This window comes from Lactobacillus sp. RTP31084st1_F9_RTP31084_210423, from assembly GCF_040919545.1.
Lineage (GTDB): Bacteria > Bacillota > Bacilli > Lactobacillales > Lactobacillaceae > Lactobacillus > Lactobacillus paragasseri.
The window spans coordinates 103,456-130,049 of the sequence record NZ_JBCOVH010000004.1 but is presented as its reverse complement, the minus strand read 5'-3'; the positions used below and the strand labels follow the sequence as shown (position 1 = coordinate 130,049).

Genomic DNA, 26,594 nt, shown 5'->3' with positions numbered 1-26,594 from the left:
TGTGAAACAAAAAGCAACTTCAAAACTGAAGTTGCTTTTTTAGTATAAACATTAATATAAATTACTTATTTATTCTTTAAAGCTTCTTTAGCTAATTCAAAATCACCTAAAGTTGCAGAACCATTATCTGCAACAGCTGGACGAACAATTAATTCATCCACGTCTGGAGTTGCAACATAGTTATTGTTGAATTCTTTAAAGAAACCACGCACTTGTACCAAATCTTGATCATTTAAAACTGATCCACCAACAACCATTACATCAGGACGCATAGTCATATAAGCATTAAACAATAATTGTGCTACATAGTAAGACACGTAAGTAAATACTTTATGGTCTCGAGGTAATTTTTCACCAGGAATACCGGTTCTGCCTTCTAGTGAAGGTCCAGCTGCCATTCCTTCAACACACTTATTACCGTGGAATGGACATTTTCCGGTGTAATTATCACCTGGATAAGGAGTTACTAACATATGTCCCATTTCTGGGTGATTATTTAGGCCAATAAACTTCCCAGCTTGAACTGCACCAGCACCAATTCCCGTTCCAATTGTTACATAAAAGTAAGTCTTAGAATTATCTCGACCACGCGCAATATATTCACCGTAACAAGATGCATTAACATCAGTAGTCATTACAACTGGAATGTCCAATTCTTTTTCAAAAGTACCTTTAACATTTGTTCCAGACCAGCCACGCTTAGGCGTATCTAAGATGTAACCAAATGTTCTTGAATTTGGATTGATATCAATTGGGCCAAAAGTTCCGATTCCCAAAGCAGATACTGGATGTTCTTTAAAGAACTCAATGCTCTTTGCTAAAGTTTCTTTTGCATCAGTTGTCGGGATTCTCTTCTTTGCGACAACTTCGCCACTCTCTGTATCTTGAACTGCCAAGATAAACTTTGTTCCACCAGCTTCAATACTACCTACATATTTATTTTCTACCATTCAACTTACACCTTCTCATTTAATTAGTTTTTTAAAAAGATAGACTTTTAACTCTTATAGTATAGCTAATTAATGAAGCGCTTACAAATTATTTTTTTAAGCTTCATTATGAGTATAGTCAAGATTTGAAAAACGGTTATATGGTTTTGAGAACATCAGTTTAACTGTTCCGCGCGTACCAGAACGGTTCTTTTCAATAATTACTTCTACTTCACCATTATCTTCTTCCGCCTCAACTTCACCTTCATCATCTTCATCCCGTTCATCGCGATAATAATCATCACGATAAAGAAAGGCAACAATATCAGCATCCTGTTCAATCGAACCAGATTCACGAATATCAGACAAGACTGGTCGCTTATCTTGACGTTGTTCAACCGAACGAGAGAGCTGCGATAGAGCGATAACTGGAATATGTAGCTCTTTGGCTAATTTCTTTAATTGCCGTGAAATTGCAGAAACTTCTTGCTGACGTGATTCACTACGGGGTCCTTCAATTAACTGCAAGTAGTCGATTACAATTAATCCTAAGTTTCCCTTTTCTTTAGCTAACCTACGTGCTTTAGCGCGAATCTCGCTCATTTTAATTCCAGGCGTGTCATCTATATAGATACTCGTATTGTCTAAAGAACCAGCCGCAACAACTAATTTACGCCATTCTTCATCAGTTAATTGACCAGTTCTAAGGTGCTGTGAATCAATCAATCCTTCTGAAGCCAGCATTCTTTGAACTAGTTGCTCAGCTCCCATTTCTAGTGAAAACATAGCAACAGTTTTATCAGTTTTTAAACCAACAAATTGCGCTACATTCAAAGCAAAGGCAGTCTTACCAACACCAGGACGAGCAGCCAAGATAATCAACTCATCATCGTGAAAACCAGTCGTCATCTTATCTAATTCAGAAAATCCTGATGGCAAACCCGTAACTGTATTTCCATCATCAGGAATAGAGTTAATTTCCTCCATGGTTGTGTTTAAGACATCATGGATAGACTTAAACCCGCCACTAGCATTATCCTGTGAGACACCCATTATTTGGCTTTCAGCGTCATCTAAGATATCGGTTACATCATCTGAACCCTCAATGGCATTTTGAATAATTCTTTGACTAGTAGAAATTAAATTTCTGAGAATTGCCTTACGTTTTACAATCTTAGCGTAATAAGTAACATGGGCTGCCGTTGGCGTTGCCATTGACAACTCCGTTACATATGCAATCCCACCAATATCATCTACCTGATTATTTTTCTTTAACTCATCTTGCAGAGTTACTGGGTCAATTACTTCCTCACGATCAGAAATATTAAGCATTGCCTGAAAGACAATTCTATTTGCATGCTCATAGAAATCATCAGGTTGCAATATATCTGAAGCATCAATAATGGCTTCTGGATCTAAAAAGACGGCCCCTAGGACCGCCTTTTCTGCTTCACTATCATGGGGAATTTGTTGAGAAACAACATTATCCATTATTAGTCTTGCTCCGTAATGTGAACGCGAATTACAGCTTCTACGCCTTTAAATAGTTTAACAGGTACGTTTGTGTATCCTAAAGATTTAATTGGCTCTGGGAGCTCTAATTTACGCTTATCAACCTTAATACCGTATTGCTTTTCAAGACCTTCAACGATCTTTTTACCTGAAATAGAACCAAATAAACGAGAATCAGTACCGGCCTTTGACTTGAAGTTCACAATTGTCTTGTCATCTTCAAGCTTCTGCTTAATGTCTTCAGCTGCTGCTTTTTCTGCTTCATAAGCATCTTTTTCCGCTTTTTGAACCCGCTTTAAGGTATTTAAGTTGGAGCTAGTAGCTTCTTTTGCATAACCATTCTTAATCAAGAAGTTTTGAGCATAACCATCTGGTACGTTCTTAACTTCTCCGCGCTTACCTTTACCTTTCATGTCTTTAATAAAAATAACCTTCATGAATTTCACTCCTATTCATTTTCCTTAAGATATTCATTGATTGCAGCGAGCAACTTATCTTTAGCTTCTTCAACTGTTACGCCCTTAATTTGAGTTGCTGCATTAGATAAGTGACCACCGCCACCTAATTTCTCCATAATTACTTGAACGTTAACATTTCCCATTGAGCGGGCCGAAATTCCAATTACATCTTTACTACGTCTAGTTAATGCAAAACTAGCATCTACATGCTCAAGAGATAAAGCCGTATCTGCAGCTTGGGCAGTAATAATTGGATCATAGATCTTATTATCTTCTCCCATTAAGAGAGCCATATTTGGTTCAATCATGTCAATAGTAGAAACTAAATGACTTCTTTGCAAGTAATTATCAATATTTTCCTTCAAAAGCTCAGATACGACTTGAGTATCTGCTCCAATTGATCGCAAGTAGCTTGCAGCATCAAAAGTTCTAGTCCCAGTTCTCAAGGAGAATTCTTTAGAGTCAACTGTAATACCAGCTAGCATTGCTGAAGCTTCTAAATCAGTTAAGACTCCTTCGCCGCCTTGCGGTTGATATTCAATCATTTCTGTTACTAATTCACACGTCGAAGATGCATACGGTTCAATATATACGAGCATTGGGTTTTCTGGGAATTCTTCCCCTCGACGGTGATGGTCAATAATGATTAAACGATTCTTCAAGCGCTTATAAAGTTCTGGATCATAAGTAATACTATACTTAGAGTGATCTGTTAAAACTAAAAGCGACTCATCCGTTGCTGCTTCAAGAGCATCTTTAGGTGAAATAAATACATCCTTATCAATTCCAGCAGCTTGCATTTTAGCAATTAACCGTCCTACATCATAATTAACGTGGTCAACATCTAGTACGACGCTAGCTTTCACGCCATGAATTCTAGCAATCTTAACAATTCCAATCGCTGAACCGATAGCATCTAAGTCTGGATTTCGATGTCCTTGAACAAAGACGTGATCAACGCCTTTAAATAATTCTACCAAAGCTTGAGAAACCATTCGAGCTCTCACTCGCGTACGTTTTTCCATTGGATTAGATTTTCCACCGTAAAAGCGGGCTTCATGGCCTGATTGTTTTACAACAACTTGGTCGCCTCCACGTCCTAAGGCTAGATCTAGATTAGATTGTGCTTGGTCGGCAATCTCATTTAAACTTTCAGATCCAAACGCAATCCCAATTGATAGGGTCAGCGGCATATTCTTTCTACTTGATTCAGTTCTAACCTTGTCCAAAATAGAAAACTTATTATCTTCCATTTTGGCTAAATCGTGCATATGCGTTAACAAAATAAAGTGATCTTCATCTATACGCTTAAGATATGAGTTAAATTGACCAGCATACTTGCTCAGAGTAGTTTGAACATATGAACTCATATTTGTTAAGTTTTGATCGCCCATTGCTTGGCTTAATTCGTCATAGTTATCAATAAATATTAAGCCAATTGCCAATCTTTCTTGTTTATACTTCTCTTCAATATTTGCGTAACGCGTAATATCAAGTAAGTAAACCACACCCAGATCATCCTGGACCACCATCTCAAACTTGCGATCGCCCCATTTAATAATTTTATTTTGCTTACTATTAGACTTAATAGCATCATCAATATATTTAGCTAACTCTTTATCAACTGAAGAGATCGAAGAGCCAATAATATCTTTATCATGCAGATACATCTGTAGATATGGATTAATCCATTGAATCTGTCGGTCCTTATCATAAAGCATAATTCCAAGTGGCATTTTGATCATTGCCTCTTGTTCACCACGCTTGATACGATATGAAAGATTAGCAGCATAGTTGTTTGTATTACCAGCTAGAACATAAATGCCATAGACTGCAAAAATAACCGTCAAGATAAACAGTAGCACCATTGCTAATCCAAACAACGGACTAATTAACATCCCAATAATAGCTCCCAATAAGGATAAAACTAGGACAATAATCAATGATGCTGTTAAACGCGTATCTTTAACAAATTCAGGCAATTCTAATTTGCGTAAAAAGCCTTTCATTGAAATTCCTTCCTGTTATAGCATTAATATCATAAAAAATATATACTACATCATTTTATATTATACATCAAAAAATGCTTGCTCATCATCTAAGCTAAGCAAGCATTATAGCATGTTGTGTCGACGCAAATACCAAAGTAAAATTGCCATTACGATAACTGAACCAACAGTAATTATTACCCAATCAAATGGATTATGAAAAATAGGTAAGTCCACATTCATCCCAAAAAATCCTGTTACGATCGTTGGAATTATTAAAAGAAGTGACCAGACAGTCAAAAACTGCATCGTGTTGTTCAAGTTATTATTCAAAATGTTATTAGACGTTTTAGATATTTCTTCAGTAACTTCGCTATAAATCTTGATCATTTGCGAGGACTGCTGAACTTCAATGATAATGTCATCACACATTTCTTCTTCAGATGCATTCATATGAAGACCTGATTTTTTATTTTTTAAGCTTTCAAGCATCATTAGATTAGTCCTAATTGAGCTAGACAAATAAACCAAACTTTTTTCAACTTGTGATAGCTCTTGCAGGTCTTTATTATGAATTCTTTCACTCAAGTGATTATCTAACACTAGTCTTTGACTGTTCAGCTGACTCAAGGCTCTTTGAAAATACTTAGTAACTGCGAATAAAATTGCAAAAATCAGTTCTTTTTCACTATGAATATGTTCATCTGGTTTTTGCCTAAATTCTTCAATCATATAAGTTGTGTCAGGAGAGTGAACTGTAAAAAGAGTATGCCCAACCATCAAAAATTTAATTGGTAAAGTAGTGAAATGGTCTGCATCTGCTGTTGGCCAAACTGGCACATCATAAACTAACAAATCACTATTAGTAATGTAGTCATGATCAAAGTGGGGACGTTCGTGAAGGTCGGTGATATAAGAAATAATTTCTGAAGTTAAATCAAAGTCATCCTTTAATAATCTTATATCATGATCATCACAGTTATAGATATCGTACCATTTATAGTCAAAATCAATATTTCCGGCTAGTTTTTGCTTAATAATCATGACAATCCCTCCATTTACTTCTTTTATGATACCGCAAAAAATAAAATAAAAAGAGTAGCATATGCTACTCTTTTATTATTTTTGATCTGTTTTATTAGTCTTCTGCGACAAATGGCAATAAGCCCATAACACGAGCTCTCTTAATAGCAACAGTCAACTTACGTTGATTCTTTGCGCTAGTGCCAGTGACACGACGTGGTAAGATCTTACCTCTTTCAGAGATAAAACGTTTCAACAAATCAACATCCTTGTAGTCGATGTAGTCAATGTGGTTAGCTGCAATGAAGTCAACCTTACGACGACGACGGCCACCTCTTCTTTGTTGAGCCATATCAAAGATCCTTTCTAATTAAATTTAAAATGGGAGATCATCATCCGAAATATCAATAGTGCTACCTGAATCTGCAAATGGATCCTGCGGTTTATTGCTTTCTCCACCAGCAGGAGCATTATTAGTGCTTGGTGCACTTGATCCACCAAAGTTATTGGTACTTGGAGCATTTCCTCCTTGCGGAGCAAAATTACCACCATTAGTCTGACGATTCTCACGGTCACGACGTGATTCTAATAAAGAGAAATTATCAACGATGACTTCAGTCACGTAGACTCTCTTACCATCTTTATCATCATACGTTCTAGTTTGAATCCGACCTTGAATACCAACTAGTGAACCCTTTGAAGTAAAGTTAGCAAAATTCTCTGCGGCTTTACGCCAAATTACACAGCTGACGAAATCAGCACCACGTTCACCTTGACTATTGGTGTATTGACGGTCAACAGCTAGAGTAAACGTAGCAACTGAGATTCCACTCCCGGTTGTACGTAAATCAGGATCACGTGTTAAACGGCCAACAAGTACAACATTATTAATCATACTTTTGCCCCCCTTCCTAATTCACGAAAACAAATTATTTATCTAATTTTACAGTCATTGAACGTAAAACTTGGTTATCAATACGAGAAAGACGACCAAATTCATCAACTGGTTCAGAGTTTTCTGCAACGAAAGTCATAATGTGATAAGTACCTTCACGGTATTTTTCAATTTCGTATGCGAAACGTCTCTTACCCCAATCTTTAGATTCAAGTTCTTCAGCACCGTTGTCAGTAACAACTTTATCGAAGCGATCGATCAATGCTTTCTTTGAATCTTCGTCAATATCAGGCTTGATGATGTAAGTAACTTCGTACTTAGTTTTTGCCATAATAATTGCACCTCCTCTTGGACTAAATGGTTCTTGTTAAAATCAAGAACAAGGAGTAATGAATAATATTACTCACAATCTTTGATTTTATCACAGAAACAAAAAAATTACCAAATATTTTTCACGCGATCCTGAGTTACATTACTCAATTATTATTACGCAAAAATTTGGTAATTTTTTTTTTATTAATTTTCTTCTACTGGCTCTTCTTCATCAGTTGATTTTTCGTCTTCATCATTAGCCTTTGGTACTGCAGTAATACTTGCAACTTGAGCACCATCATCAACCTTGATTAAACGTACACCTAAAGTAGCTCGACCAGTTTGAGAAACATCATCAACGTCGAAACGAATCATAACGCCAGCACTAGTAATTAACATGATATCTTCATCACCATTAACTACTGTTACACCTGCTAAAGGACCATTCTTTTCAGTAATGTTAGCAGTCTTAATTCCTTTACCACCACGTCCTTTAACTGGATATTCAGAAGCTGCATTCCGTTTTCCGTAACCTTTTTCAGAAATTACTAACACTTCTGAATTAGGTTCTAAAATATCAGATCCAACTACATAATCGTTGTCTCTTAGATTAATTCCGCGTACACCTGCTGCGGTTCTTCCCATTGAACGAACATCATTTTCATTAAAGGTAACTGCATAGCCTAAATGGGTTCCAATAAGGATATTTTGTTTACCGTCAGTAGTTAAAACATTATTCAGTTCATCCCCATCGCGAAGGGTTAAGGCAATCAAGCCACTACGACGGATATTTTGAAATTCACTAACTTTTGTTCTCTTGACTGTTCCCATCTTAGTAACAAAGAAGAGGTAGTTATCATCTGCACCTTCAGGAACGTTAATAACCGCTTGAATCTTTTCACCCTTATCAAGTTCTAGCAAGTTAACAATTGGCAGTCCTTTGGCGTTCCTACCAAATTCTGGAATTTCATAAGCTTTCTTTGAGTAAACCTTACCTAAGTTAGTAAAGAATAGCAAAAAGTCATGGGTACTTGAGAAAATCAAGTGATTGATAAAGTCATCATCTTGAACTCCCATTCCCTTTATTCCGCGTCCACCACGGTTTTGTACCTTGAATTCATCAGCTGGCATCCGCTTAATGTAGCCATTATGGGTAAGGGTTAAAAGTACATCTTTTTGTTCAATTAAATCTTCATCTTCAATTGAAACTGCTTCGCCTTCTGCAATCTTAGTCCGTCTATCATCACCAAAACGCTTTTGAATATCAAGCAACTCATTGTAGATAATTTCATCGATTCGTTCTGGCTTAGCAAGAATATCTTTGTAATCTGCAATTTTTGCTTGTAAATCTTGATATTCAGCTTCAATCTTGTCTCGCTCTAAACCTGTTAAACGAACCAGACGCATATCTAAAATAGCTTGAGATTGACGATCATCTAATCCAAAGTTTTGAATCAACTGTGCCTTAGCAATATCGCTGTTTTGGGAGCCACGAATAATCCTAATGATTTCATCAATGTGATCTAGTGCAATTCTCAATCCAGCTAAAATATGTGCTCTAGCTTCAGCCTTCTTTAATTCAAACTTAGTTCTGCGAGTAATAACATCTTCTTGATGGTGAAGATAGTATTCAAGCATTTGTTTCAAAGTTAAGAAGTGTGGAGCGCCGTTTACAATTGCAACCATATTCATTCCGAAGTTTGCCTGCAATTGGGTTTCTTTAAATAAGTTATTCAAAACCACACTCGCACTTGCATCTCGGCGAATATCAATCGTAATTCTCATACCAGTCTGGTCTGATTCATCACGAACTCCGGTAATACCATCAATTGTTTTTTCACGAGCTAAATCTGCAATTTTCTTAACTAGTTCAGCCTTATTTACTAAGTATGGTAATTCACTAACTACGATTCGTTCACGGCCACTCTTCTCTGTTTCAATATTGGTCTTAGCACGAACGACGATATTACCCTTACCTGTTTCATAAGCGCGGTAGATACCGCCACGGCCCATTACAATACCACCAGTTGGAAAATCAGGACCAGGAATAACCTTCATCAAGTCTTTGGTAGTAACATCAGGATTATCCATCAACATATGAATCCCACTAATTACTTCCGCCAAATTATGTGGCGGAATATTAGTTGTCATACCAACTGCAATACCACTAGCACCGTTTACAAGTAAATTAGGAATTCTGGCAGGTAAAACTACCGGTTCATTTTCCGTATCATCATAGTTACGTTGCCAGTCAATCGTTTCTTTATTGATATCACGAAGCATTTCAACCGCAATTTTACTCATTTTTGCCTCGGTATAACGCATTGCGGCTGGTTCATCCCCATCGACAGAACCGAAGTTTCCGTGTCCATCAACTAGCATATAACGATATGAAAAGTCTTGAGCCATGTGAGCCATAGCTAAATAAATTGAGGAGTCACCATGTGGGTGAAACTTCCCCATAACTTCTCCAACAATTCTGGCACTCTTTTTGTACTGTTTGTCTGGTGTAACCCCTAATTCATGCATTCCGTAAAGAATACGACGTTGTACAGGCTTTAGACCATCCCGAACGTCAGGTAAGGCACGAGCCACAATAACTGACATAGCATAATCTAAGAAAGAGCTACGCATCGTATGGGTCAAATCAACATTACGTATTCTGTGATCTTGAGGTTGATTTTCGTTAGCCATCTAAAGCCTCCTAAGCATCTAAATTCTCAACGTATTTAGCGTTCTTTTCAATAAATTCTCGTCTTGGACCTACTTCATTCCCCATCAAAAGATCAAAGATCTTATCAGCGTCTTCAGCGTATTCTGGACTTACTCTGTCTAAACGACGATTTTCTGGGTTCATAGTCGTTTCCCATAACTGTTCTGGATCCATTTCTCCCAATCCCTTATAACGTTGAACAACAGGCTTAGGACTTGGCTGAAGCGTACCTAGATAATCATGTAACTCTTCATCTGTATCTAAATACTTCTCTATCTTACCTTGACGAACTTGGTATAGAGGTGGACGAGCGATATAAACATAGCCTTTTTCAATCATTGGACGCATGTAATTGTAGAAGAGAGTCAAAAGAAGAGTTCTAATGTGGGCACCGTCAACATCGGCATCCGTCATAATAATTAACTTGTGATATCTTGCCTTTGACACGTCAAAATCAGCACCAAATCCAGTACCTAAAGCTGTAAAGAGCGATCTAATTTCTTGATTGGCAAGAATTCGATCCATTGAAGCTTTTTCAACGTTCAAAATTTTACCTCTAATTGGCAAAATCGCTTGAGTTAAACGTGAACGTCCCTGTTTTGCTGATCCACCAGCTGAGTTACCCTCGACAATGAATAATTCAGAAATACTTGGATCATTACTAGTATTGTCGGCTAATTTTCCTGGCAAGTTTGCAATTTCAAGACCAGATTTCTTACGTGTAACTTCACGAGCACGTTTGGCAGCAGTTCTTGCTCTTTCAGCAAGTTGACCTTTTTCAACAATCTTACGACCGACAGAAGGATTTTCCATTAAGAAGCGACTAAATGTTTCTGAAAATGCTCGATCCACTGCAGTTCTTGCATCTGAATTTCCTAGTTTTGTCTTCGTCTGACCTTCGAATTGAGGGTTAGGGTGCTTAACAGAAACAACAGCTGTGATCCCTTCACGAATATCCTCACCAGATAGGTTATCGTCCTTGTCTTTCAGGATCTTAGCCTTATGAGCATAATCATTAACTACACGAGTTAAAGCTGTCTTAAATCCAGCTTCATGCATTCCGCCTTCATAGGTGTGAATGTTGTTAGCAAAAGTCATTAAAGTTGTCTTATAACCATTGGTATATTGCAAGGCAACTTCAACATCAATTCCTTCATAATTACCTTCAACGTAAATTGGTTCATCAAATAAGACTTCTTGTCCCTTATTTAAAAAGGCAACATATTCCTTGATACCACCCTCAAAGTGGTAAACATCTGTTTCAGCGCTTTCTTTACGCTTATCAGTAAAGGTTAACTTTAAGCCTTTGTTTAAGAAAGCAAGTTCACGAATTCTGTTCTTTAAAATTTTGTCGTCAAAAGTTGTAGTTTCAGTAAAAATATCTGGATCAGGATAAAAATGCACGATTGTTCCATGTTCTTCAAGAGGAACTGTTCCAATCTGCTTCATTTCTCCTACTACACGGCCATGATCAAAGGAAATCGCATATTTCTTACCATCTCTCATAACTGTAGCATCAAGCTTAGTTGAAAGAGCATTTACTACAGAAGCACCAACACCGTGAAGACCACCAGATACTTTGTATCCGCCACCGCCGAATTTACCACCAGCATGCAAAACAGTAAATACAGTTTCTAAAGCTGGACGACCGGTTTTAGCTTGAATGTCAACAGGAATACCACGTCCATCGTCTTGAACGGTTACACTACCATCTTCATTGACAGTAATTTCAATTTTAGTAGCAAAACCTGCTAATCGTTCATCAATACTATTATCGATAATTTCCCAAACAAGGTGGTGTAAACCCTGGCTACTAGTTGAGCCAATGTACATACCTGGGCGTTTTCTAACTGCTTCAAGTCCACCTAAAACTTGAATTTGACTTGCATTGTAAGTATCAGCACGTTTTTCAAAGTCTTTAGCTTTATTTAATGCTGCTTTGCTCTTATCTTCTGCCATTTAACTCTCCTTTGCACTGATCGTTCCAGCAGAAATGTGATAAACCTTAGGTTCCTTCACAATTTCCCAAGAAATACCTTCTAAATCTGTCGTTGTTATAAATGTTTGCGTTTTACCATGAATATAGTTCAATAAGCGACTCTGTCTTCGATGATCTAACTCACTCATCACATCATCTAACAGCAGAATCGGATATTCTTGCGTCAATTCATGCACTAATTGAATCTCAGCTAACTTAACGCTTAAAGAAATCGTTCGCTGCTGTCCCTGAGATGCAAAATCATGGGCATTTTTCTCATTAATTAAAAACTCCAAGTCATCTCGATGAGGGCCACTGAGAGTAGTACCCTTTCGAATTTCATTAGAACGATTTTTCTTATAACTAGTAATAACTTTTTGATAAATGGTCTCTACATCATCCTCTGGAATAATTTCCTTAACTGATGGACGGTAAAAAATCTGCAATTTTTCAGCTTGACCACTAATCTCACTATGAGCAGCTTGAGCGTAGGAATTGAGTTTTTTAATGTATTTTATTCTTCGCGATATTATCTCTGCTGCAATTCCTGCCAGCTGATCGGATAAAACATCTAAAAAAACTTGATCATTTGCTTTTTTGATGCTTAATTGCTTTAAATAATTGTTTCTCTGCTGCAGTACCTGACGATACTGACTTGAAAAATATAGATATTCTGAATTAATCTGCCCAAATTCTAAATCCATAAATCTCCGTCTAACAGATGGTGCTCCCTTAACTAGAGCTAAATCTTCTGGAGAAAACAAGATTGCATTCATTTGCCCCACATAAGCAGAAAGCCTCTTTTGCTCCAAGCGATTTACCCAGGCCTTTTTTCCATTAGCCGTTAAACGTAGTTTAAGCTCTACTTGAAGTTGGCTTTTATGAACCCTACCTTGTAAACCGGCAAATTTGCTGCCAAAACGAATTAATTCTTTATCGCTATTAGTGCGATGGGATCGAGTAAGGGCTAAAAAATAAATTGCCTCAAGTAAATTAGTTTTTCCTTGGGCATTTGGACCAATGAAAATATTTACATGAGGATCAAAATTTGTTTTTAATTCTTTAAAATTTCTAAAGTCTTTCAATTCAAAGTTTGCAAGATACATTGGCTACTCTGAAACAAATTCATACTCTTCTCCAGCTAAGTTCAATACATCCCCTGCATGTATTTTCTTTCCGCGACGATCTTCAAGCTCGCCATTTAACTTAACAGGATTTTCTTTTAGATACCATTTAGCTTGACCACCAGAAGATATCACGCTCTCTTCTTTTAAAAATTGAGCAAGCGTAATATATTCTCCCTTAATTGTGAATTTTTGGATAATATCACCCCATTTACCTTGTCATACCTTGTTATTATACCGTTTTTTTATGTGAAATTCAATTTTATGACGTATTGTAGCCTTTTTTAAGCCATTTTATTCTAATTTAATATGACTATACTTAACTAGAGAAAAATTCGTTTAACCAGGCTAAATTTAGCTTTTAAGTACAACAAGAAAAAAAGAGCTACTTCCGTAGCTCTTTTTCAGTAATTTAAAATGTTCTCACTGGTGTAATCAATTGAGTAAAGTTGACATCTTGCTTTGCAGGCACAACTGTAAATGGTCTCAGTGGCTGCGTAAAGTTCATAATAATGGAATCAGTAATTGATGCGCGTAAAGCTTCTCTTAAATAGTCAGGGTTAAATGAAATTGTCAAGCCTTCACCTTCAAGGTTCTTAAATCCAATTTCTTCTTCCACATTACCTATTTCTGGAGAATCACCTTGAAGCTTAACTAATTGATTTTGAACATCAAGAGTCATTTTTACTACATTGTTTCGACTTTCATGAGTAAGAAGACTGGCACGTTCTAAAGATCTAGCTAAAACTGGCAATTCAAATTCAACAGAAATAGTAGATTCAGTTGGAATTAAGCGATCAGTATCTGGATATTGACCATCAAGTAAGCGGGAATAAAAGGCAATATTTCCAACTTCAAATAGAACTTGGTTTTCACCTGGATTTACTTTAATTTCAGGATCGCTTTCACCAATAATTCTCGCTAATTCTACTAAGCTTTTTCCTGGAATGATCAAATCAGTACTAGTTTGTGGACCATTTTCTAAAGAAATTTGACGTTGAGATAAGCGGTGACTGTCAGTAGCAACTGCCTTAATTGAAGAATTATTAAAAATGAAGTTAACACCCGTTAAAGTAGGTCGACTTTCTTGAGTAGCAACAGCAAAAACAGTTTCGTTAATAATTTCTCTAAAGGTTTTACCTGAAATCTTAAATGATGCATCAGTAGAAATTTCAGGTAAATGAGGATAGTTATTGGCATCTAATCCATTGATCATAAATTCGGTATTTTCAGAAACGATTTTTGTTTGGAAGCTTTCCTTTACTTCAAATGAAAAATCTTTACCAGGCAATTTTTTAACGATCTCACTAAAGAAACGTGCAGGTAAAACAATTGAACCTGTAGATTGGACAATTAAGTCATCATTTACAGGAATCTGAATTTCGATTGAAATATCAGTATCGCTACCTGTTAAAGTTAGCATTTCGTCAGTAAGGTTAAGTTTTATACCACTTAAAATGGGAATAGTTGCACGTGAAGAAATTGCACGCATTACATTATTTAAATTTTCGAGGAATAAATTACGATTAATTGTAAACTGCATCGTTTACCTCCTGTGAAGTTATATGTACTTTGTCTTATTTATTTAATTATATATTTAAATACTTAGAAGTAGTAGTAGGGCCAGTGGAATCTGTGGGAAAGTAGGCAAATACCTGAATAAAACGGACTTTTGTGTGTTCAATAAATGTGGACAAATTGAAAACTTATCCACATGTTATTAACTTTTAGTGTTCAAGCATTGCTTTTAAATCATATACAGCTGCTTTAATTTCGGCATCGGTTTTTAAGGCACGAGAAATTTTATCGCAGGCATGCATAACTGTGGTATGGTCTTTACCACCAAATTCCTGTCCGATTTTAGGCAAGCTAGAATCGGTTAATTCACGCGATAGATACATTGCTATTTGACGTGGAACTACGATTTGTTTTACCCGTTTTTTTCCTTTTAGTTCTGTAGTTGAAGTTTGGAAGTAATTTGCGACGACTTCTTGGATTTTTGAAATTTGAAGTCCTCTATTCTTTTGGACAAGTTTTAGGTCTGCTAAAGCTTCTTTTGCTAAATCAACATTAATATCTTCCCGCTCAATTGTTGCATGTGCTTGAACTTTAACTAAAGCACCTTCGAGTTCTCGAATATTGGTATCAACTTGCGAAGCAATGTAGTCAAGAGTACTGTCATCGATCGCCAAGCCATCTGTTTCAGCTTTTTTACGTAGGATTGCAATTCTAGTTTCTAAATCAGGAGGCGTAATCTCAACTTGTAAGCCCCAGGCAAATCGAGAAACCAGTCGCTCTGATAATTCAGGAATTTCAGTTGGCAACCGATCACTAGTCATAACAATCTGTTTTTGATCATTATAAAGAGTTTCAAAAGTATGGAAAAATTCCTCTTGAATCCCCTCTTTTTTAGAGAAGAATTGAATATCATCTACTAATAGGAGATCACAATTTCGATATTTATTGCGAAATTCAGCTTGAGTTTTGTTTTTTATCGAATTAATAAAGTCATTTACAAAAGTTTCACTTTGAATGTAGACCACTTTTGCATGGGGCTTTTCAGCTAGCATCTGATGACCGATAGCTTGCATTAAGTGCGTCTTACCTAAACCGACACCACCAAAGATAAATAAAGGATTATAAAAACTTCCTGGATTATCGGCAACTGCTAAAGCAGCTCCAGCTGCCAGCTTATTTCCTTCACCTTGAACAAAGGTATCAAAAGTGTACTTACTATTTAATTGAAGATCTTGAGCAAATTCGTCACGGCGATCCTCTAATATTTCTTGATTAGTTTTAATTCTTGGCTTTGGCGTAACTAGACGTTCGGGTCCTTCTTTACCTGCTACTTCAAATTTTGGCTGAATTTCCATGTCTGCATAAGCATACGCCTCTTGAATTAGTTGAGAAGCCAAGTTCTTTTCCCAATACCCTTTTGCAACTGGAGATTCAACAGCAATTATCATTTCTTTTGTCTTTTTGTTAAAGGAAATAGGTTTAGTATTTTTAAACCAAGCGTTATAGGCAACAGTGCTGTAGCTTTTTTTCATCTCAGCATTGAAAAATTGCCAAAATTTATCTAAATCAAACAAAAAAATTCCTCCAAATACTGTATTATCCACAGATTAAGTCAAAATAAGTTTAGCATGAATTTTAAAAGTTTTCCACAAGGAACAAAAATAACTAACAAATTCACAAGTATGTGGAAAAGAGAGAATAAAAATCCACTGATCTTTGAAATAAAATTTCACTTTTGCATTATCCACAAATTCATGTGGGTTCAAACTTAGCGATACATCAGTATTTCTGCCAAGGAGTATTCACTTATGCACAGGGTGTTTATTATATTCTGAACAGGGTGTGAATTGTGCATAACTCTGAGAATTATCTTGTTGATAAAAAAACACGCAAAAATATATATCCAAGATATCCACAAAATATAATTTAAAAATAACTTTAAAAAAGCTTTTCTTTTTAGGAAAATTTTGATAAAGACTTGGTTTTTAGGCGTAAATATGCTATTCTATTTTAGAAATTGTGCTTATTAAGCATTGAAAAACGGAGGTGCAACATTAATGTCAACTAAGAGAACTTACCAACCTAAGAAGCGTCACCGTTCACGCGTTCATGGTTTTATGAAGCGTATGGCTACAGCAAACGGCCGTAAGGTTTTAGCAAGACGCCGTAAAAAGGGTAGAAAAGTCTTATCTGCTTAAGCCACTGAAGCTCAGTGGTTTTTTTAATTTAAGTAAGGATGAACTAGATTGAGAAAAAGCTACCGTGTAAAAACTGAGAGAGACTTTCAAAAAGTTTTTAAAGAAGGACAGTCAATGGCTAATAGAGGCTTTGTTGTCTATACTTTGCCCAAAGAAAAACAAAAGCATTTTCGCGTTGGAATTTCTGTTGGGAAAAAAGTGGGTCATACGGCGGTAGCACGTAATCGCCTCAAACGGTTCATTCGTGCTACACTGACAGAACTTAAGCCAGAGATAAGGTCTGATTTAGACTTTTTAGTAATCGCTAGGCCTTATGCAAGAGATTTTGACATGGAACGAACCAAAAAGAATCTTATTCATGTCTTAAGGCTAGCTAAAGTCTTATCAAACGAAGAGACGGAAACTGAGGAAAAGTAGAGTGAGAAATCATTTATCTAAGAAAAATTGGAAACTGATTCTATTAGGTCTAGGAATGCTAACCTTAGCTTTAGTAGTTACAGGTTGTGCATCTACTAATGGATCAAGTGTTGCTCCTATTTCTCATACTAGTGGCAATTGGTGGGATCGGTATATTGTTTACTATATTTCCCAATTTATTCTTTGGATTGCAAGTTTAGTTCGTGATTCCTATGGTTGGGCAATCATTATCTTTACTATTATAGTAAGAATAATCTTATTACCATTGAATGCCATTTCTATTAAGAGCATGGCTAAGCAACAAAAAGTGCAACCACAGATGGATGCATTGCGTAAAAAGTATCCTGGTAAGGATGTTGAGTCACGTCAAAAGCTGCAAGAAGAAACTAGTAAGTTGTATAAAGAAGCCGGTATTAATCCGTATACTGGATGTTTGCCGATGCTAATTCAGTTACCAGTTATGTATGCCTTGTATCAAGCAATTTGGCGGACTCCACAGTTGCAAAATGGTCGGTTTTTGTGGATGGATTTAGGGCGTCCCGATCCATATTACATCATGCCTGTTTTGGCAGCTGCATTTACTTTTATAAGTACGTATATTAGTCAAATGTCAACGCCTCAATCCTCACAAAATGGAATGACTAAGGGAATGACATACTTAATGCCTCTTATCATTGGGGTTTCAGCAATTGGTATCCAATCTGCGATCTCACTTTACTGGGTGATTTCAAACTTATTCCAAGTAGTTCAAACCTTCATTTTGCAAAATCCATTCAAGTATCAACGTGAATTGGAAGAGCAAAAGAAGGTAGAACGTGAACGTGAACGTAAAGTTCGTCGTGTATACAAACGTTTAGGACGTAAAAAACAAAAATAAATTATCTTTAAATTGTTAAGATAAAGTAGTCAAAGTGCTTTATCCATCATTATTTTTATAGTGGTGGAGTGGGCACTTTTTTTATTTAATTATTTATGTAGGTGAAAAATGGCACAAGTATTAACGCAATTTGATACAATCGCTGCAATTTCTACTCCTATTGGCGAAGGAGGAATTTCAATTGTTCGTCTATCTGGTGAAGATGCAGTAGCGATTGCGAATAAGCTTTTTAAGGGAGCAGATTTAACTAAAGTTCCTACGAATACAATTCACTATGGACATATTGTTGATCCAAAAACGCAGGAAGTTGTCGATGAGACGATGGTCAGTGTGTTGCGCGCGCCGAAAACTTTTACTAGAGAAGACATGGTAGAAATAAATTGTCATGGGGGAATGATTGTTACCAACGATATTTTGCAATTGCTTTTGGCCAATGGAGCCAGGATGGCAGACCCAGGTGAATTCACTAAACGTGCGTTTATGAATGGCCGAATTGATTTAACTCAAGCTGAATCAGTAATGGACATTGTTAGAGCTAAAACTGATAAATCTCGCCAAGTTGCGATGACTCAACTAGCTGGTGGCTTGCTAGAAAAAATCAAGACGATGCGCCAAGAGCTGCTCGATACAATGGCTCATGAAGAAGTTAATATTGATTACCCAGAATATGATATGGACGATTTAACTTCTCAGGAAATGAAAAAGAAAGCACAAGAAGTTTCAAAACAAATTGAGCAGTTACTTCAAACAGCTCAAGAAGGCAAAATTATCCGTAATGGCTTAGCAACTGCAATTGTCGGTAGACCAAACGTTGGAAAATCATCGCTCTTGAACTATTTAACTCAAGATGATAAAGCGATTGTAACCGATATTGCTGGAACTACTAGAGATACGCTTGAAGAGTATGTTTCTGTTAAGGGTGTTCCACTTAAGCTGATTGATACCGCTGGAATTCACCACACAGAAGATAAAGTTGAGAAAATTGGCGTTGAACGTTCTAAGAAGGCTATTAAGGAAGCTGACCTAGTTCTTTTGCTCCTTGACGCAAGTCAAGATTTAACAGCTGAAGATAAGAGATTATTAGATTTGACTGCAAATAAAAAGCGGATCATTATTTTGAATAAACAGGACTTAGGTACGAAAATTTCCCAGGAAATGATCAAAAACCTTACCGATAATCCTATTATTGTAACGTCGATCTTAAAACAAAAGAATATGGATGCACTTGAGAATGCTATTGAGAAATTATTCTTTAGCGGAATAGAAAATTCTCAAAATCAAATTTTGGTAACGAATCAACGACAAGCTGGATTATTAGCTAAGGCAAAACAGTCTTTAGAGGATGTAATTAGCGGAATTAATGATGCTATGCCTTTAGATTTGGTTCAAATTGATCTCAAAAATGCTTGGGATACTTTAGGTGAAATTACTGGTGAAAGTGCACCTGACGAATTAATTACACAGTTATTTAGTCAATTCTGTCTTGGAAAGTAGGATGAAAATGAAGACGTACGAATCAAACGAGTATGACGTTATTGTTGTGGGAGCTGGACATGCTGGAGTTGAAGCGGCTTTAGCGGCAGCTCGTATGGGAGAAAAAACCCTTCTTTTAACTATTAATTTAGATATGGTGGCATTTATGCCATGTAATCCATCAGTTGGTGGCCCAGCAAAGGGAACCGTTGTGCGTGAAATTGATGCACTTGGCGGAGAAATGGGTAAGAATATTGATGCGACTTACATTCAGATGAGAATGCTTAATACGGGAAAAGGGCCTGCAGTTAGAGCTTTGCGTGCACAGGCAGATAAGTGGCAATATCATGAACATATGAAAGATACCATTGAAAATGAACCTAATTTAACTTTGCGGCAAGCTGTTGCAGATGAATTAATCGTTGAGGACGGAGTATGCAAAGGGATAATAACTAATACTGGTGCAAAATATCATGCTAAAAGCGTAGTTTTAACCACTGGAACAGCTGCAAGAGGGAAAATTATTATTGGAGAATTAACTTATTCTTCAGGACCTAACAACTCTTTGCCATCAATTAAATTGCCTGAAAATCTTGAAAAATTAGGCTTTAAATTACGTCGTTTTAAGACTGGTACTCCTCCACGTGTTGATGGTAATACAGTTGATTATTCAAAGACTCAGGAAGAGCCTGGCGATAAGGAACCGAGACATTTTTCTTACACAAGTAAAGATAGTGACTACTTAAAAGATCAAATGTCTTGCTATATGACATATACCAATACTGTCACTCACGATATTATTAGAGCTAACCTTGACCGAGCACCAATGTTTTCTGGAGTTATTAAAGGCGTAGGCCCACGTTACTGTCCTTCAATTGAAGACAAAGTAGTCCGCTTTGCAGATAAAGATCGTCACCAAATTTTCTTAGAACCAGAGGGACGCAATACTAAAGAAATCTACGTAGGAGACTTTTCTACATCAATGCCTGAAGAAGTACAATTAAAGATGCTTCATAGTGTTGCTGGGTTAGAAAAAGCAGAATTAATGCGTCCAGGATATGCTATTGAATATGATGTCATTGAGCCTTGGCAATTAAAGCACACGTTAGAAACTAAGAATATTGAGCATCTCTTTACTGCTGGCCAAATGAATGGAACTTCAGGCTATGAAGAAGCTGCTGGACAAGGTTTAATTGCTGGAATCAATGCTGCTTTGAGTGCTCAAAATAAGCCTGGCTTTACTTTACAAAGAGACGAAGCTTATATTGGTGTCTTGATCGATGATTTAGTAACTAAGGGAACTAATGAGCCATATCGTCTACTTACAAGTAGGGCAGAGTATCGTCTTCTTCTTCGTCATGATAATGCCGACTTACGTTTGACTGAAAAGGGGCATAAGTTAGGCTTGATTTCAGAAGAGCGCTATGCAAAATTTGAAGCAAAAAAGCAGGCTATTTCCCGGGCAATGGCAGCTATTAAAAAAGTTACAATTCATCCAACTGATGAAGTACAAGAATATTTGGCTAGCGTCAAGCAGGACCGTTTGAATGCAGGAGTTAGCGGAGCAGACTTTTTGAAGCGTCCCCGCGTCACTTTTGATGCCGTTGAAAAATTAAGTGGTCAAACTTTAGCTACTGATCGTTATGTCAAAGAACAAGTGGAAATAGCATTGAAATATGAAGGCTATATTAAAAAAGAAAAGACTTTGGTTGATCGGTTACATCGATTAGAGTCAAAGAAAATACCAGTAGATATTGACTATAATGCAATTCCAAGCTTGGCTACTGAAGCACGTCAGAAATTCGAAAAAATTCGTCCTGAATCTATTGCTCAAGCTGAAAGAATTTCTGGGGTTAATCCAGCTGATTTAGCAATTTTAACTGCTTATATTCAACAAGGAAGAATTGCTAAAATAAAGAAATAAATAATAATTGAATCAAAGCAAAAAAATTTTTAAAAGTTTTTTTGCTTTTTTTGTTGAGTATGATCACTTAATCACACTTTAAAATTGTGTTTTACCGATAAGTTAAGCAAAAAGGTAAATAGTTTGTGAAATAATTATTTTTGAGTATGCTCTAAATATTGATATATCAGTTATGGCAAACGCTTTCAATTAGTTAATAAATGTGCTTTAATCAAGGTGTAAGAAAAATCATTAAGGAGATGCTTATAGACTATGACGAAAATTAGTGGTTCAGATGCAATGTTCCAAGTTTTGTATGACTGGGGAATTGACCATATATACGGTTTCCCAGGTGGTTCATTTGACTCAACAATGAACGCAATTCATAACTGGAGAGATAAGATAAAATTTATTGAAGTAAGACATGAAGAAGCTGGTGCTTTAGCAGCTTCTGCTGAATATAAGATTAGTGGCAAAGTTGGAGTTTGCTTTGGTTCTGCTGGTCCTGGTGCAGTTCACCTAATGAATGGACTTTATGATGCAAAATATGATAAGACTCCAATGGTTGCTATTGTTGCTAACGTTCCAACAAGCCGTCAAGATATTGACTTCTTCCAAGCTTTTGATGAAAAGCCATGGTTTGATCCTGTTGCTGTTTGGAATCACCAAGCAAAAACAGCTGAATCAATTCCAGTTTTGATGGATGAAGCAATTCGTCAAGCTTATCAAAGAAAAGGTCCAGCAGTTTTAATCTTACCTAAGGACTTTGGTTGGGACAAAATCGAGGATAATTTCCGCAACAATGCTGCAGCGCATAAAGTTGTACCTAACTTCCCAGCACCTCGTAAGGAACAGGTTGATAAGGCGCTTGAATTAATTAAAAATGCTGAAAATCCAATTGTTTACTTTGGTCATGGTGCTGAAGATGCTAGTGCGGAACTGAAAGAATTTTCTGATAAATTCAAGATGCCACTAGTTTCATCAGTTCTAGGAAAAGGAATTGTTGAAGATGAATTTCCAGCATATATGGGTTCAATTGGTCGTGTTGGTGCTAAGCCAAGTAACGATATTCAAACTCATGCTGATTTAGTTGTTTGGGTTTGTAATAATTCACCATTCTCAGTCTTCTTCTTTAACCCTAATGCAAAAGTAATTCAAATTGATATTAATTCTGAGAGATTAGGTAAACGCCATGCAGTAACTGTTCCAATGTTAGCTGATGCTAAGAAGACTTTACGTGCTTTAATTGAAGCAGGTGAAAGTCGTCCAGAATCTCCATTGTATAAGGCAGCTCTTGCTGACCGTGAAAACTGGGAAGCTTGGCTTGAAAGCTTTAATGATTCAGATGAAATTCCAATGCGAGTTGAACCAATTTTTGATGTCATCAACAAAAAAGCAGCTGACGATGCAGTATTTGCAGTAGATGTTGGTAACGTAAACATTAACTTTGATCGTCTAATGCACTTGCACGGTGATCAAAAATGGACTACTTCAGGACTCTATGCAACTATGGGTTATGGTGCTCCAGCTTCTCTTGCTGCAGCAACTATTTATCCAAACCGTGAAGTTTGGAACCTAGCTGGTGATGGTGGCTTTGCTATGATGAACCAAGAGCTTTTGACCCAAGCACGTTACAACATGCATGTAATTAACGTAGTCTTCACTAATGAAACTTTAGGCTACATTGAAGCTGAACAAGTTGATGAATCACATCAACCATTATCAGGTGTAAAGCTTCCTGATAACGATTGGGCAATGAGTGCTGAAGGTATGAATGTAAAGGGCTTTACTGTTCGCAATAAGAGAGAATTTGAAGATGCAGTAACAGCTGCTCAACAAATGGAAGGTCCAGTTCTAATTGACTGTAAGATTACTCATGATATGCCATATTCAACTGAGTTGAATACTTTGGATGATCCAGCATTCGTTGCTAAGTATGATGCCCAAGCTTTGAAACCATTTAGTTACTTTGCTGGCAAGTATGGTGTTGAAGCAGATGCCGCATCAGGTGCTTCTGAACACACTGATGCAGAACCAGTCGAAGCAGAGGAAGATGCTTCATCAGGCGCATCACGTCATTAATTTCCTAGGAAATAATTAAATAAAGAGTTCACATAGTTGAACTCTTTATTTTTTTGATAAAAAGTAAGCAAAATTGTGCGAAATTTGCAATAAAAAAGTATACTAGTAGATGAAGAATTTTATTAAATATGTGGAGGCAAAAATATGCAACAATTTGGGGTTATTGGCTTGTCCGTTATGGGTAAAAACCTTGCCTTAAACGTTAAGAATCATGGCTACTCTGTCTCTGGATTTTCAATTGATAAACCAGAGGTTGATGCTTTAGCAAAATATGAAGATAAAGATTTAAAGCCTACTTATACTTGGGAAGAGTTTGTAAATTCATTAGAAAAGCCACGTAAGATCTTAATTCAAATCATGGCTGGTAAACCAGTTGATGAGACTTTACAGAAATTATTGCCTCTTTTAGATAAGGGCGATATTTTAATTGATGGTGGTAACTCTAATTTCCATGATACTAATCGTCGTTATGAAGAAATGGAAAAACATGGCATTCACTTTATCGGAATGGGTGTATCTGGTGGTGAAGAAGGTGCCTTAAATGGCCCAGCTTTAATGCCAGGTGGCGATGAAAAGGCTTATGAAGAAGTATCACCAATTCTTGAAGCAATGGCTGCTAAGACTCCAACTGGTCAACCATGTGTTGGTTATATTGGGCCAGCTGGAAGTGGTCACTATGTGAAGATGGTTCACAACGGTATTGAATATGGTATTATGCAAATTATTTCTGAAGTATACGATGTTTTGCGTACTGTTGGTCACTATTCAAATGATGAAATGAGCGAAATCTTTAAGAATTGGGATAAAGGCGCACTTCAAGCTTACTTAATTGAAATTACTGCGAAAGTATTAAAGCAAAAAGATAATTTAACTGATGACCACATTATTGATCATATTTTAAATGAAGCCTCTTACAAGGGAACTGGTAACTGGATGCTTGAAGATGCAATTCGTCTTGGCGCTCCAATTACTGTAATTGCGGAAGCTGTTCTTGCACGCTTTATGTCGAAAGCAACTTTGAGAGATGATCCTGAACCAAAGATTGATCCAGAAAAGGCTCCAAAAGATTTAGTTGATCAACTTGCGAAAGCTTTATATTTAGCAATGGCTGTTTCATATGGACAAGGATTTGAGCAACTAACAATGGCTGCAAAGGCTTATAATTGGCGCTTGCACTACTCAACTATCGCTCAAAATTGGGAAGCTGGATGCATTATTCGTTCACAAATGCTTCATGATATTAAGTTTGCCTATAATGCTGATAAAGACTTACCAAACTTATTCAAGGCTCCATTTTTCGATAAGGTAAAGAAAGAAAATATTAGTGCTTTAAGAGAAGTTGTTAAAGTTGCTGCTGATGCAGGTGTACCAACTCCAACTCTTAGCGCAGCTTTGAACTACTTAGAATCTATCTTTAACCCACGTTTGCCTCAAAATATGATTCAAGGTCAACGTGATTACTTTGGTGCTCACACTTACCAAAGAAATGATCGTCCAGGTACTTTCCATACTGAATGGTACGAAGAAAAATAATAATGTTTCACATGAAACTATAAAAGTCACTGCAGTTGTAGTGACTTTTTGCGTTAAAATAATATTTATATCAATCAGAAAGCGGGAAAGTATGAGATACGGGGAAAAAAGCAATCTCAAATTAATGCTGCAAGCATTATGCGTGGGATTAATTGCTGGAGTTGTAGTGGGATTTTTTAGATATGGAATTGGTAAAACCGAAGCTTTTTGGCTCGATTTATTTAAAAAGTCGCACCAAAATCCATTATGGTTTATTGTAATCGTAGCAGGACTGGCATTAACTGGCATAATTGCAGGATATTTTGTTAAACAATATCCGCACGTTGGTGGGTCGGGTATTCCGGAAGTTAAATTACAAATGCAAGGAAAATTAACTTTGCAATGGTGGCCGATTTTGTGGCGAAAGTTAATCGGCGGCATTATGGTTATTGGAACAGGCTTGTTTTTAGGACCAGAAGGACCATCGCTTCAATTAGGTTCCACAATTGGTCAAGGAGTCGGCCAAGGCTTTAAGCAAACTAAAACAAATTCACGAGTTTTGCTAGCAACAGGTGCTGCCAGTGGTTTATCAGCTGCTTTTGGTGCCCCTTTAAGTGGTGCGTTGTTTGTTTTAGAGGAAATTTTTCACAATTTTTCGCCACGTGTGTGGATGAATGCCTTGGTGGGTGCGATTGCCTCGAACTTTGTCGTATCTAACTTATTTGGTCAAAAACCAGCTTTAGCTTTAGCTTACAATCATTCCTTCCCAATGCCACTTTATTGGCATTTAGTGTTATTAGGACTTATTTTAGGACTTTTAGGACACTTATATAAATTGGGCTTGTTTAATTTTAAAAAGCTTTATGCAAAAATCACTTTTATTCCGCGCTGGCTACACGGATTGATTCCACTAGTGATCTTAATGCCGATTATGTATTATTTGCCGCTAATTACTGGACCAGGTAATCATTTGATTTTGTCTTTGCCTAAGTCAATTGCTTATAGCAGTTGGAATTTAGTAGGGATGCTGGCGATTTTTTATGTAATTAGAATTGCATTTTCAATTGTTTCTTATGATTCGGGTCTGCCGAGCGGCATCTTTTTACCAATTTTAACAATGGGTGCTTTAATTGGCGCAACTTACGGTCTATTTATGGTGCAGCTGGGATTATTGCCACAAAAATTAGTTATTAATTTAATTATTTTTGCCATGGCTGGTTATTTTGCAGCAATTATTCGAGCACCATTTACAGCGATTATTTTAATTACTGAAATGGTCGGATCGCTGTTACATTTAATGCCGTTAGCTGTTGTAGCATTTATTGCTTTGTTAGTTGACCAATTACTTGGCGGCCGTCCAATTTATGATAGCTTAGCGGCTGCTATGGAGCCAAAATCTAGTGAAAAGGGATTGTGCGGCGAAGAAGATCAAATTTCAATCCCAGTCTATGAAAGCAGTAAATTAGTCGATGAAAAGATAGAAGATGTTAAATGGCCGGATGATACCTTAATTAAAGTTATTCATCGCGGCAGTCAAGATATTATTCCTCACGGAGACACTGTGATTGCAGCTGGCGATTTATTAGTGCTAGCTGTTGATCAAAATCGACGCGGACAAGTCTATGATGCAATTAAAAAATTGCAAGGTGTCGAATTAGATGGATAGCTTAAATATACAAAAT

Annotated in this window: 22 protein-coding genes; 8 read left to right on the top strand and 14 right to left on the bottom strand. The window is 36.8% G+C overall.

The genetic code is table 11. From position 1 onward, the window contains the following. Positions 1-65: 65 nt before the first annotated feature. The 14 genes from AB5359_RS08970 to dnaA all read right to left on the bottom strand — a co-directional run bounded on the left by AB5359_RS08970 (position 66) and on the right by dnaA (position 16,024). The gene (locus AB5359_RS08970; protein WP_003649724.1) at positions 66-950 is read right to left on the bottom strand and encodes an ROK family protein; all 885 of its coding nucleotides are present in this window, start codon (positions 948-950) and stop codon (positions 66-68) included. Positions 951-1,046: 96 nt separating this feature from the next. Then, the gene (gene dnaB, locus AB5359_RS08965) at positions 1,047-2,420 is read right to left on the bottom strand and encodes a replicative DNA helicase (protein ID WP_003649725.1); all 1,374 of its coding nucleotides are present in this window, start codon (positions 2,418-2,420) and stop codon (positions 1,047-1,049) included. Positions 2,421-2,422: 2 nt separating this feature from the next. Next, positions 2,423-2,878 carry a 50S ribosomal protein L9 gene (rplI, locus tag AB5359_RS08960; RefSeq protein WP_003649726.1) on the bottom strand — a complete coding sequence of 152 codons (456 nt, stop codon included), beginning with the start codon at positions 2,876-2,878 and terminating at the stop codon, positions 2,423-2,425. Between the two features lie 11 nt (positions 2,879-2,889). Then, positions 2,890-4,908, bottom strand: a complete 2,019-nt coding sequence (locus AB5359_RS08955) for a DHH family phosphoesterase (RefSeq protein ID WP_003648132.1) — start codon at positions 4,906-4,908, stop codon at positions 2,890-2,892. A 105-nt stretch (positions 4,909-5,013) separates the two neighbouring features. After that, complete coding sequence (locus tag AB5359_RS08950; RefSeq protein ID WP_077410080.1) at positions 5,014-5,931, bottom strand: magnesium transporter CorA family protein; 918 nt, start codon at positions 5,929-5,931, stop codon at positions 5,014-5,016. Between the two features lie 94 nt (positions 5,932-6,025). Then, a complete protein-coding gene (gene rpsR / locus AB5359_RS08945) occupies positions 6,026-6,262 on the bottom strand; it encodes a 30S ribosomal protein S18 (protein WP_003649728.1) in 237 nt (78 codons plus the stop codon). 24 nt (positions 6,263-6,286) lie between these two features. Beyond that, a complete protein-coding gene (ssb, locus tag AB5359_RS08940; protein WP_003648134.1) occupies positions 6,287-6,805 on the bottom strand; it encodes a single-stranded DNA-binding protein in 519 nt (172 codons plus the stop codon). Positions 6,806-6,839: 34 nt separating this feature from the next. After that, the gene (gene rpsF, locus AB5359_RS08935; RefSeq protein WP_003648136.1) at positions 6,840-7,136 is read right to left on the bottom strand and encodes a 30S ribosomal protein S6; all 297 of its coding nucleotides are present in this window, start codon (positions 7,134-7,136) and stop codon (positions 6,840-6,842) included. 185 nt (positions 7,137-7,321) lie between these two features. Further along, entirely contained in the window at positions 7,322-9,811 is a 2,490-nt protein-coding gene (gyrA, locus tag AB5359_RS08930; RefSeq protein ID WP_368287208.1) for a DNA gyrase subunit A, read from the bottom strand. A 10-nt stretch (positions 9,812-9,821) separates the two neighbouring features. Next, the gene (gene gyrB / locus AB5359_RS08925; protein WP_048685847.1) at positions 9,822-11,789 is read right to left on the bottom strand and encodes a DNA topoisomerase (ATP-hydrolyzing) subunit B; all 1,968 of its coding nucleotides are present in this window, start codon (positions 11,787-11,789) and stop codon (positions 9,822-9,824) included. Beyond that, positions 11,790-12,914, bottom strand: a complete 1,125-nt coding sequence (gene recF / locus AB5359_RS08920) for a DNA replication/repair protein RecF (RefSeq protein ID WP_048685848.1) — start codon at positions 12,912-12,914, stop codon at positions 11,790-11,792. 3 nt (positions 12,915-12,917) lie between these two features. Then, complete coding sequence (gene yaaA / locus AB5359_RS08915; RefSeq protein ID WP_035422981.1) at positions 12,918-13,133, bottom strand: S4 domain-containing protein YaaA; 216 nt, start codon at positions 13,131-13,133, stop codon at positions 12,918-12,920. Between the two features lie 211 nt (positions 13,134-13,344). Then, the gene (dnaN, locus tag AB5359_RS08910; protein ID WP_048685851.1) at positions 13,345-14,475 is read right to left on the bottom strand and encodes a DNA polymerase III subunit beta; all 1,131 of its coding nucleotides are present in this window, start codon (positions 14,473-14,475) and stop codon (positions 13,345-13,347) included. 184 nt (positions 14,476-14,659) lie between these two features. Beyond that, a complete protein-coding gene (dnaA, locus tag AB5359_RS08905) occupies positions 14,660-16,024 on the bottom strand; it encodes a chromosomal replication initiator protein DnaA (protein ID WP_020807245.1) in 1,365 nt (454 codons plus the stop codon). 483 nt (positions 16,025-16,507) lie between these two features. Here dnaA and rpmH point away from each other — a divergent pair, with 483 nt between their 5' ends. The 8 genes from rpmH to AB5359_RS08865 all read left to right on the top strand — a co-directional run bounded on the left by rpmH (position 16,508) and on the right by AB5359_RS08865 (position 26,578). Next, on the top strand, positions 16,508-16,648 hold the full coding sequence (gene rpmH / locus AB5359_RS08900) for a 50S ribosomal protein L34 (protein WP_003648141.1): 141 nt from the start codon (positions 16,508-16,510) through the stop codon (positions 16,646-16,648). Positions 16,649-16,696: 48 nt separating this feature from the next. Then, a complete protein-coding gene (gene rnpA, locus AB5359_RS08895) occupies positions 16,697-17,065 on the top strand; it encodes a ribonuclease P protein component (protein WP_003648142.1) in 369 nt (122 codons plus the stop codon). A gap of 1 nt (position 17,066) precedes the next feature. Further along, positions 17,067-17,942, top strand: coding sequence for a membrane protein insertase YidC (locus AB5359_RS08890; RefSeq protein WP_003649735.1), 876 nt, complete (start codon positions 17,067-17,069; stop codon positions 17,940-17,942). A gap of 108 nt (positions 17,943-18,050) precedes the next feature. Beyond that, a complete protein-coding gene (gene mnmE / locus AB5359_RS08885; protein ID WP_048685854.1) occupies positions 18,051-19,436 on the top strand; it encodes a tRNA uridine-5-carboxymethylaminomethyl(34) synthesis GTPase MnmE in 1,386 nt (461 codons plus the stop codon). 7 nt (positions 19,437-19,443) lie between these two features. Beyond that, positions 19,444-21,339, top strand: coding sequence for a tRNA uridine-5-carboxymethylaminomethyl(34) synthesis enzyme MnmG (gene mnmG, locus AB5359_RS08880; RefSeq protein ID WP_048685922.1), 1,896 nt, complete (start codon positions 19,444-19,446; stop codon positions 21,337-21,339). A 252-nt stretch (positions 21,340-21,591) separates the two neighbouring features. Then, on the top strand, positions 21,592-23,400 hold the full coding sequence (spxB, locus tag AB5359_RS08875; RefSeq protein WP_368279799.1) for a pyruvate oxidase: 1,809 nt from the start codon (positions 21,592-21,594) through the stop codon (positions 23,398-23,400). A gap of 144 nt (positions 23,401-23,544) precedes the next feature. Beyond that, on the top strand, positions 23,545-24,933 hold the full coding sequence (gndA, locus tag AB5359_RS08870; RefSeq protein ID WP_048685859.1) for an NADP-dependent phosphogluconate dehydrogenase: 1,389 nt from the start codon (positions 23,545-23,547) through the stop codon (positions 24,931-24,933). Positions 24,934-25,024: 91 nt separating this feature from the next. Further along, positions 25,025-26,578 (top strand): ClC family H(+)/Cl(-) exchange transporter, encoded by a 1,554-nt coding sequence (locus AB5359_RS08865; RefSeq protein WP_003649741.1) that lies wholly within the window; start codon positions 25,025-25,027, stop codon positions 26,576-26,578. The last annotated feature ends 16 nt before the right edge of the window (positions 26,579-26,594 follow it).

Excerpts from the sequence above, each read along its gene's own strand:
- rpsR (WP_003649728.1), bottom strand. The coding sequence starts at position 6,262 with ATGGCTCAACAAAGAAGAGGTGGCCGTCGTCGTCGTAAGGTTGACTTC.
- gndA (WP_048685859.1), top strand. The coding sequence starts at position 23,545 with ATGCAACAATTTGGGGTTATTGGCTTGTCCGTTATGGGTAAAAACCTT.
- gyrB (WP_048685847.1), bottom strand. The coding sequence starts at position 11,789 with ATGGCAGAAGATAAGAGCAAAGCAGCATTAAATAAAGCTAAAGACTTT.
- rplI (WP_003649726.1), bottom strand. The coding sequence starts at position 2,878 with ATGAAGGTTATTTTTATTAAAGACATGAAAGGTAAAGGTAAGCGCGGA.
- dnaB (WP_003649725.1), bottom strand. The coding sequence starts at position 2,420 with ATGGATAATGTTGTTTCTCAACAAATTCCCCATGATAGTGAAGCAGAA.
- AB5359_RS08950 (WP_077410080.1), bottom strand. The coding sequence starts at position 5,931 with ATGATTATTAAGCAAAAACTAGCCGGAAATATTGATTTTGACTATAAA.
- recF (WP_048685848.1), bottom strand. The coding sequence starts at position 12,914 with ATGTATCTTGCAAACTTTGAATTGAAAGACTTTAGAAATTTTAAAGAA.
- mnmE (WP_048685854.1), top strand. The coding sequence starts at position 18,051 with ATGGCACAAGTATTAACGCAATTTGATACAATCGCTGCAATTTCTACT.
- dnaN (WP_048685851.1), bottom strand. The coding sequence starts at position 14,475 with ATGCAGTTTACAATTAATCGTAATTTATTCCTCGAAAATTTAAATAAT.
- AB5359_RS08970 (WP_003649724.1), bottom strand. The coding sequence starts at position 950 with ATGGTAGAAAATAAATATGTAGGTAGTATTGAAGCTGGTGGAACAAAG.
- rpmH (WP_003648141.1), top strand. The coding sequence starts at position 16,508 with ATGTCAACTAAGAGAACTTACCAACCTAAGAAGCGTCACCGTTCACGC.
- spxB (WP_368279799.1), top strand. The coding sequence starts at position 21,592 with ATGACGAAAATTAGTGGTTCAGATGCAATGTTCCAAGTTTTGTATGAC.
- ssb (WP_003648134.1), bottom strand. The coding sequence starts at position 6,805 with ATGATTAATAATGTTGTACTTGTTGGCCGTTTAACACGTGATCCTGAT.
- AB5359_RS08955 (WP_003648132.1), bottom strand. The coding sequence starts at position 4,908 with ATGAAAGGCTTTTTACGCAAATTAGAATTGCCTGAATTTGTTAAAGAT.
- rpsF (WP_003648136.1), bottom strand. The coding sequence starts at position 7,136 with ATGGCAAAAACTAAGTACGAAGTTACTTACATCATCAAGCCTGATATT.
- mnmG (WP_048685922.1), top strand. The coding sequence starts at position 19,444 with ATGAAGACGTACGAATCAAACGAGTATGACGTTATTGTTGTGGGAGCT.
- AB5359_RS08865 (WP_003649741.1), top strand. The coding sequence starts at position 25,025 with ATGAGATACGGGGAAAAAAGCAATCTCAAATTAATGCTGCAAGCATTA.
- gyrA (WP_368287208.1), bottom strand. The coding sequence starts at position 9,811 with ATGGCTAACGAAAATCAACCTCAAGATCACAGAATACGTAATGTTGAT.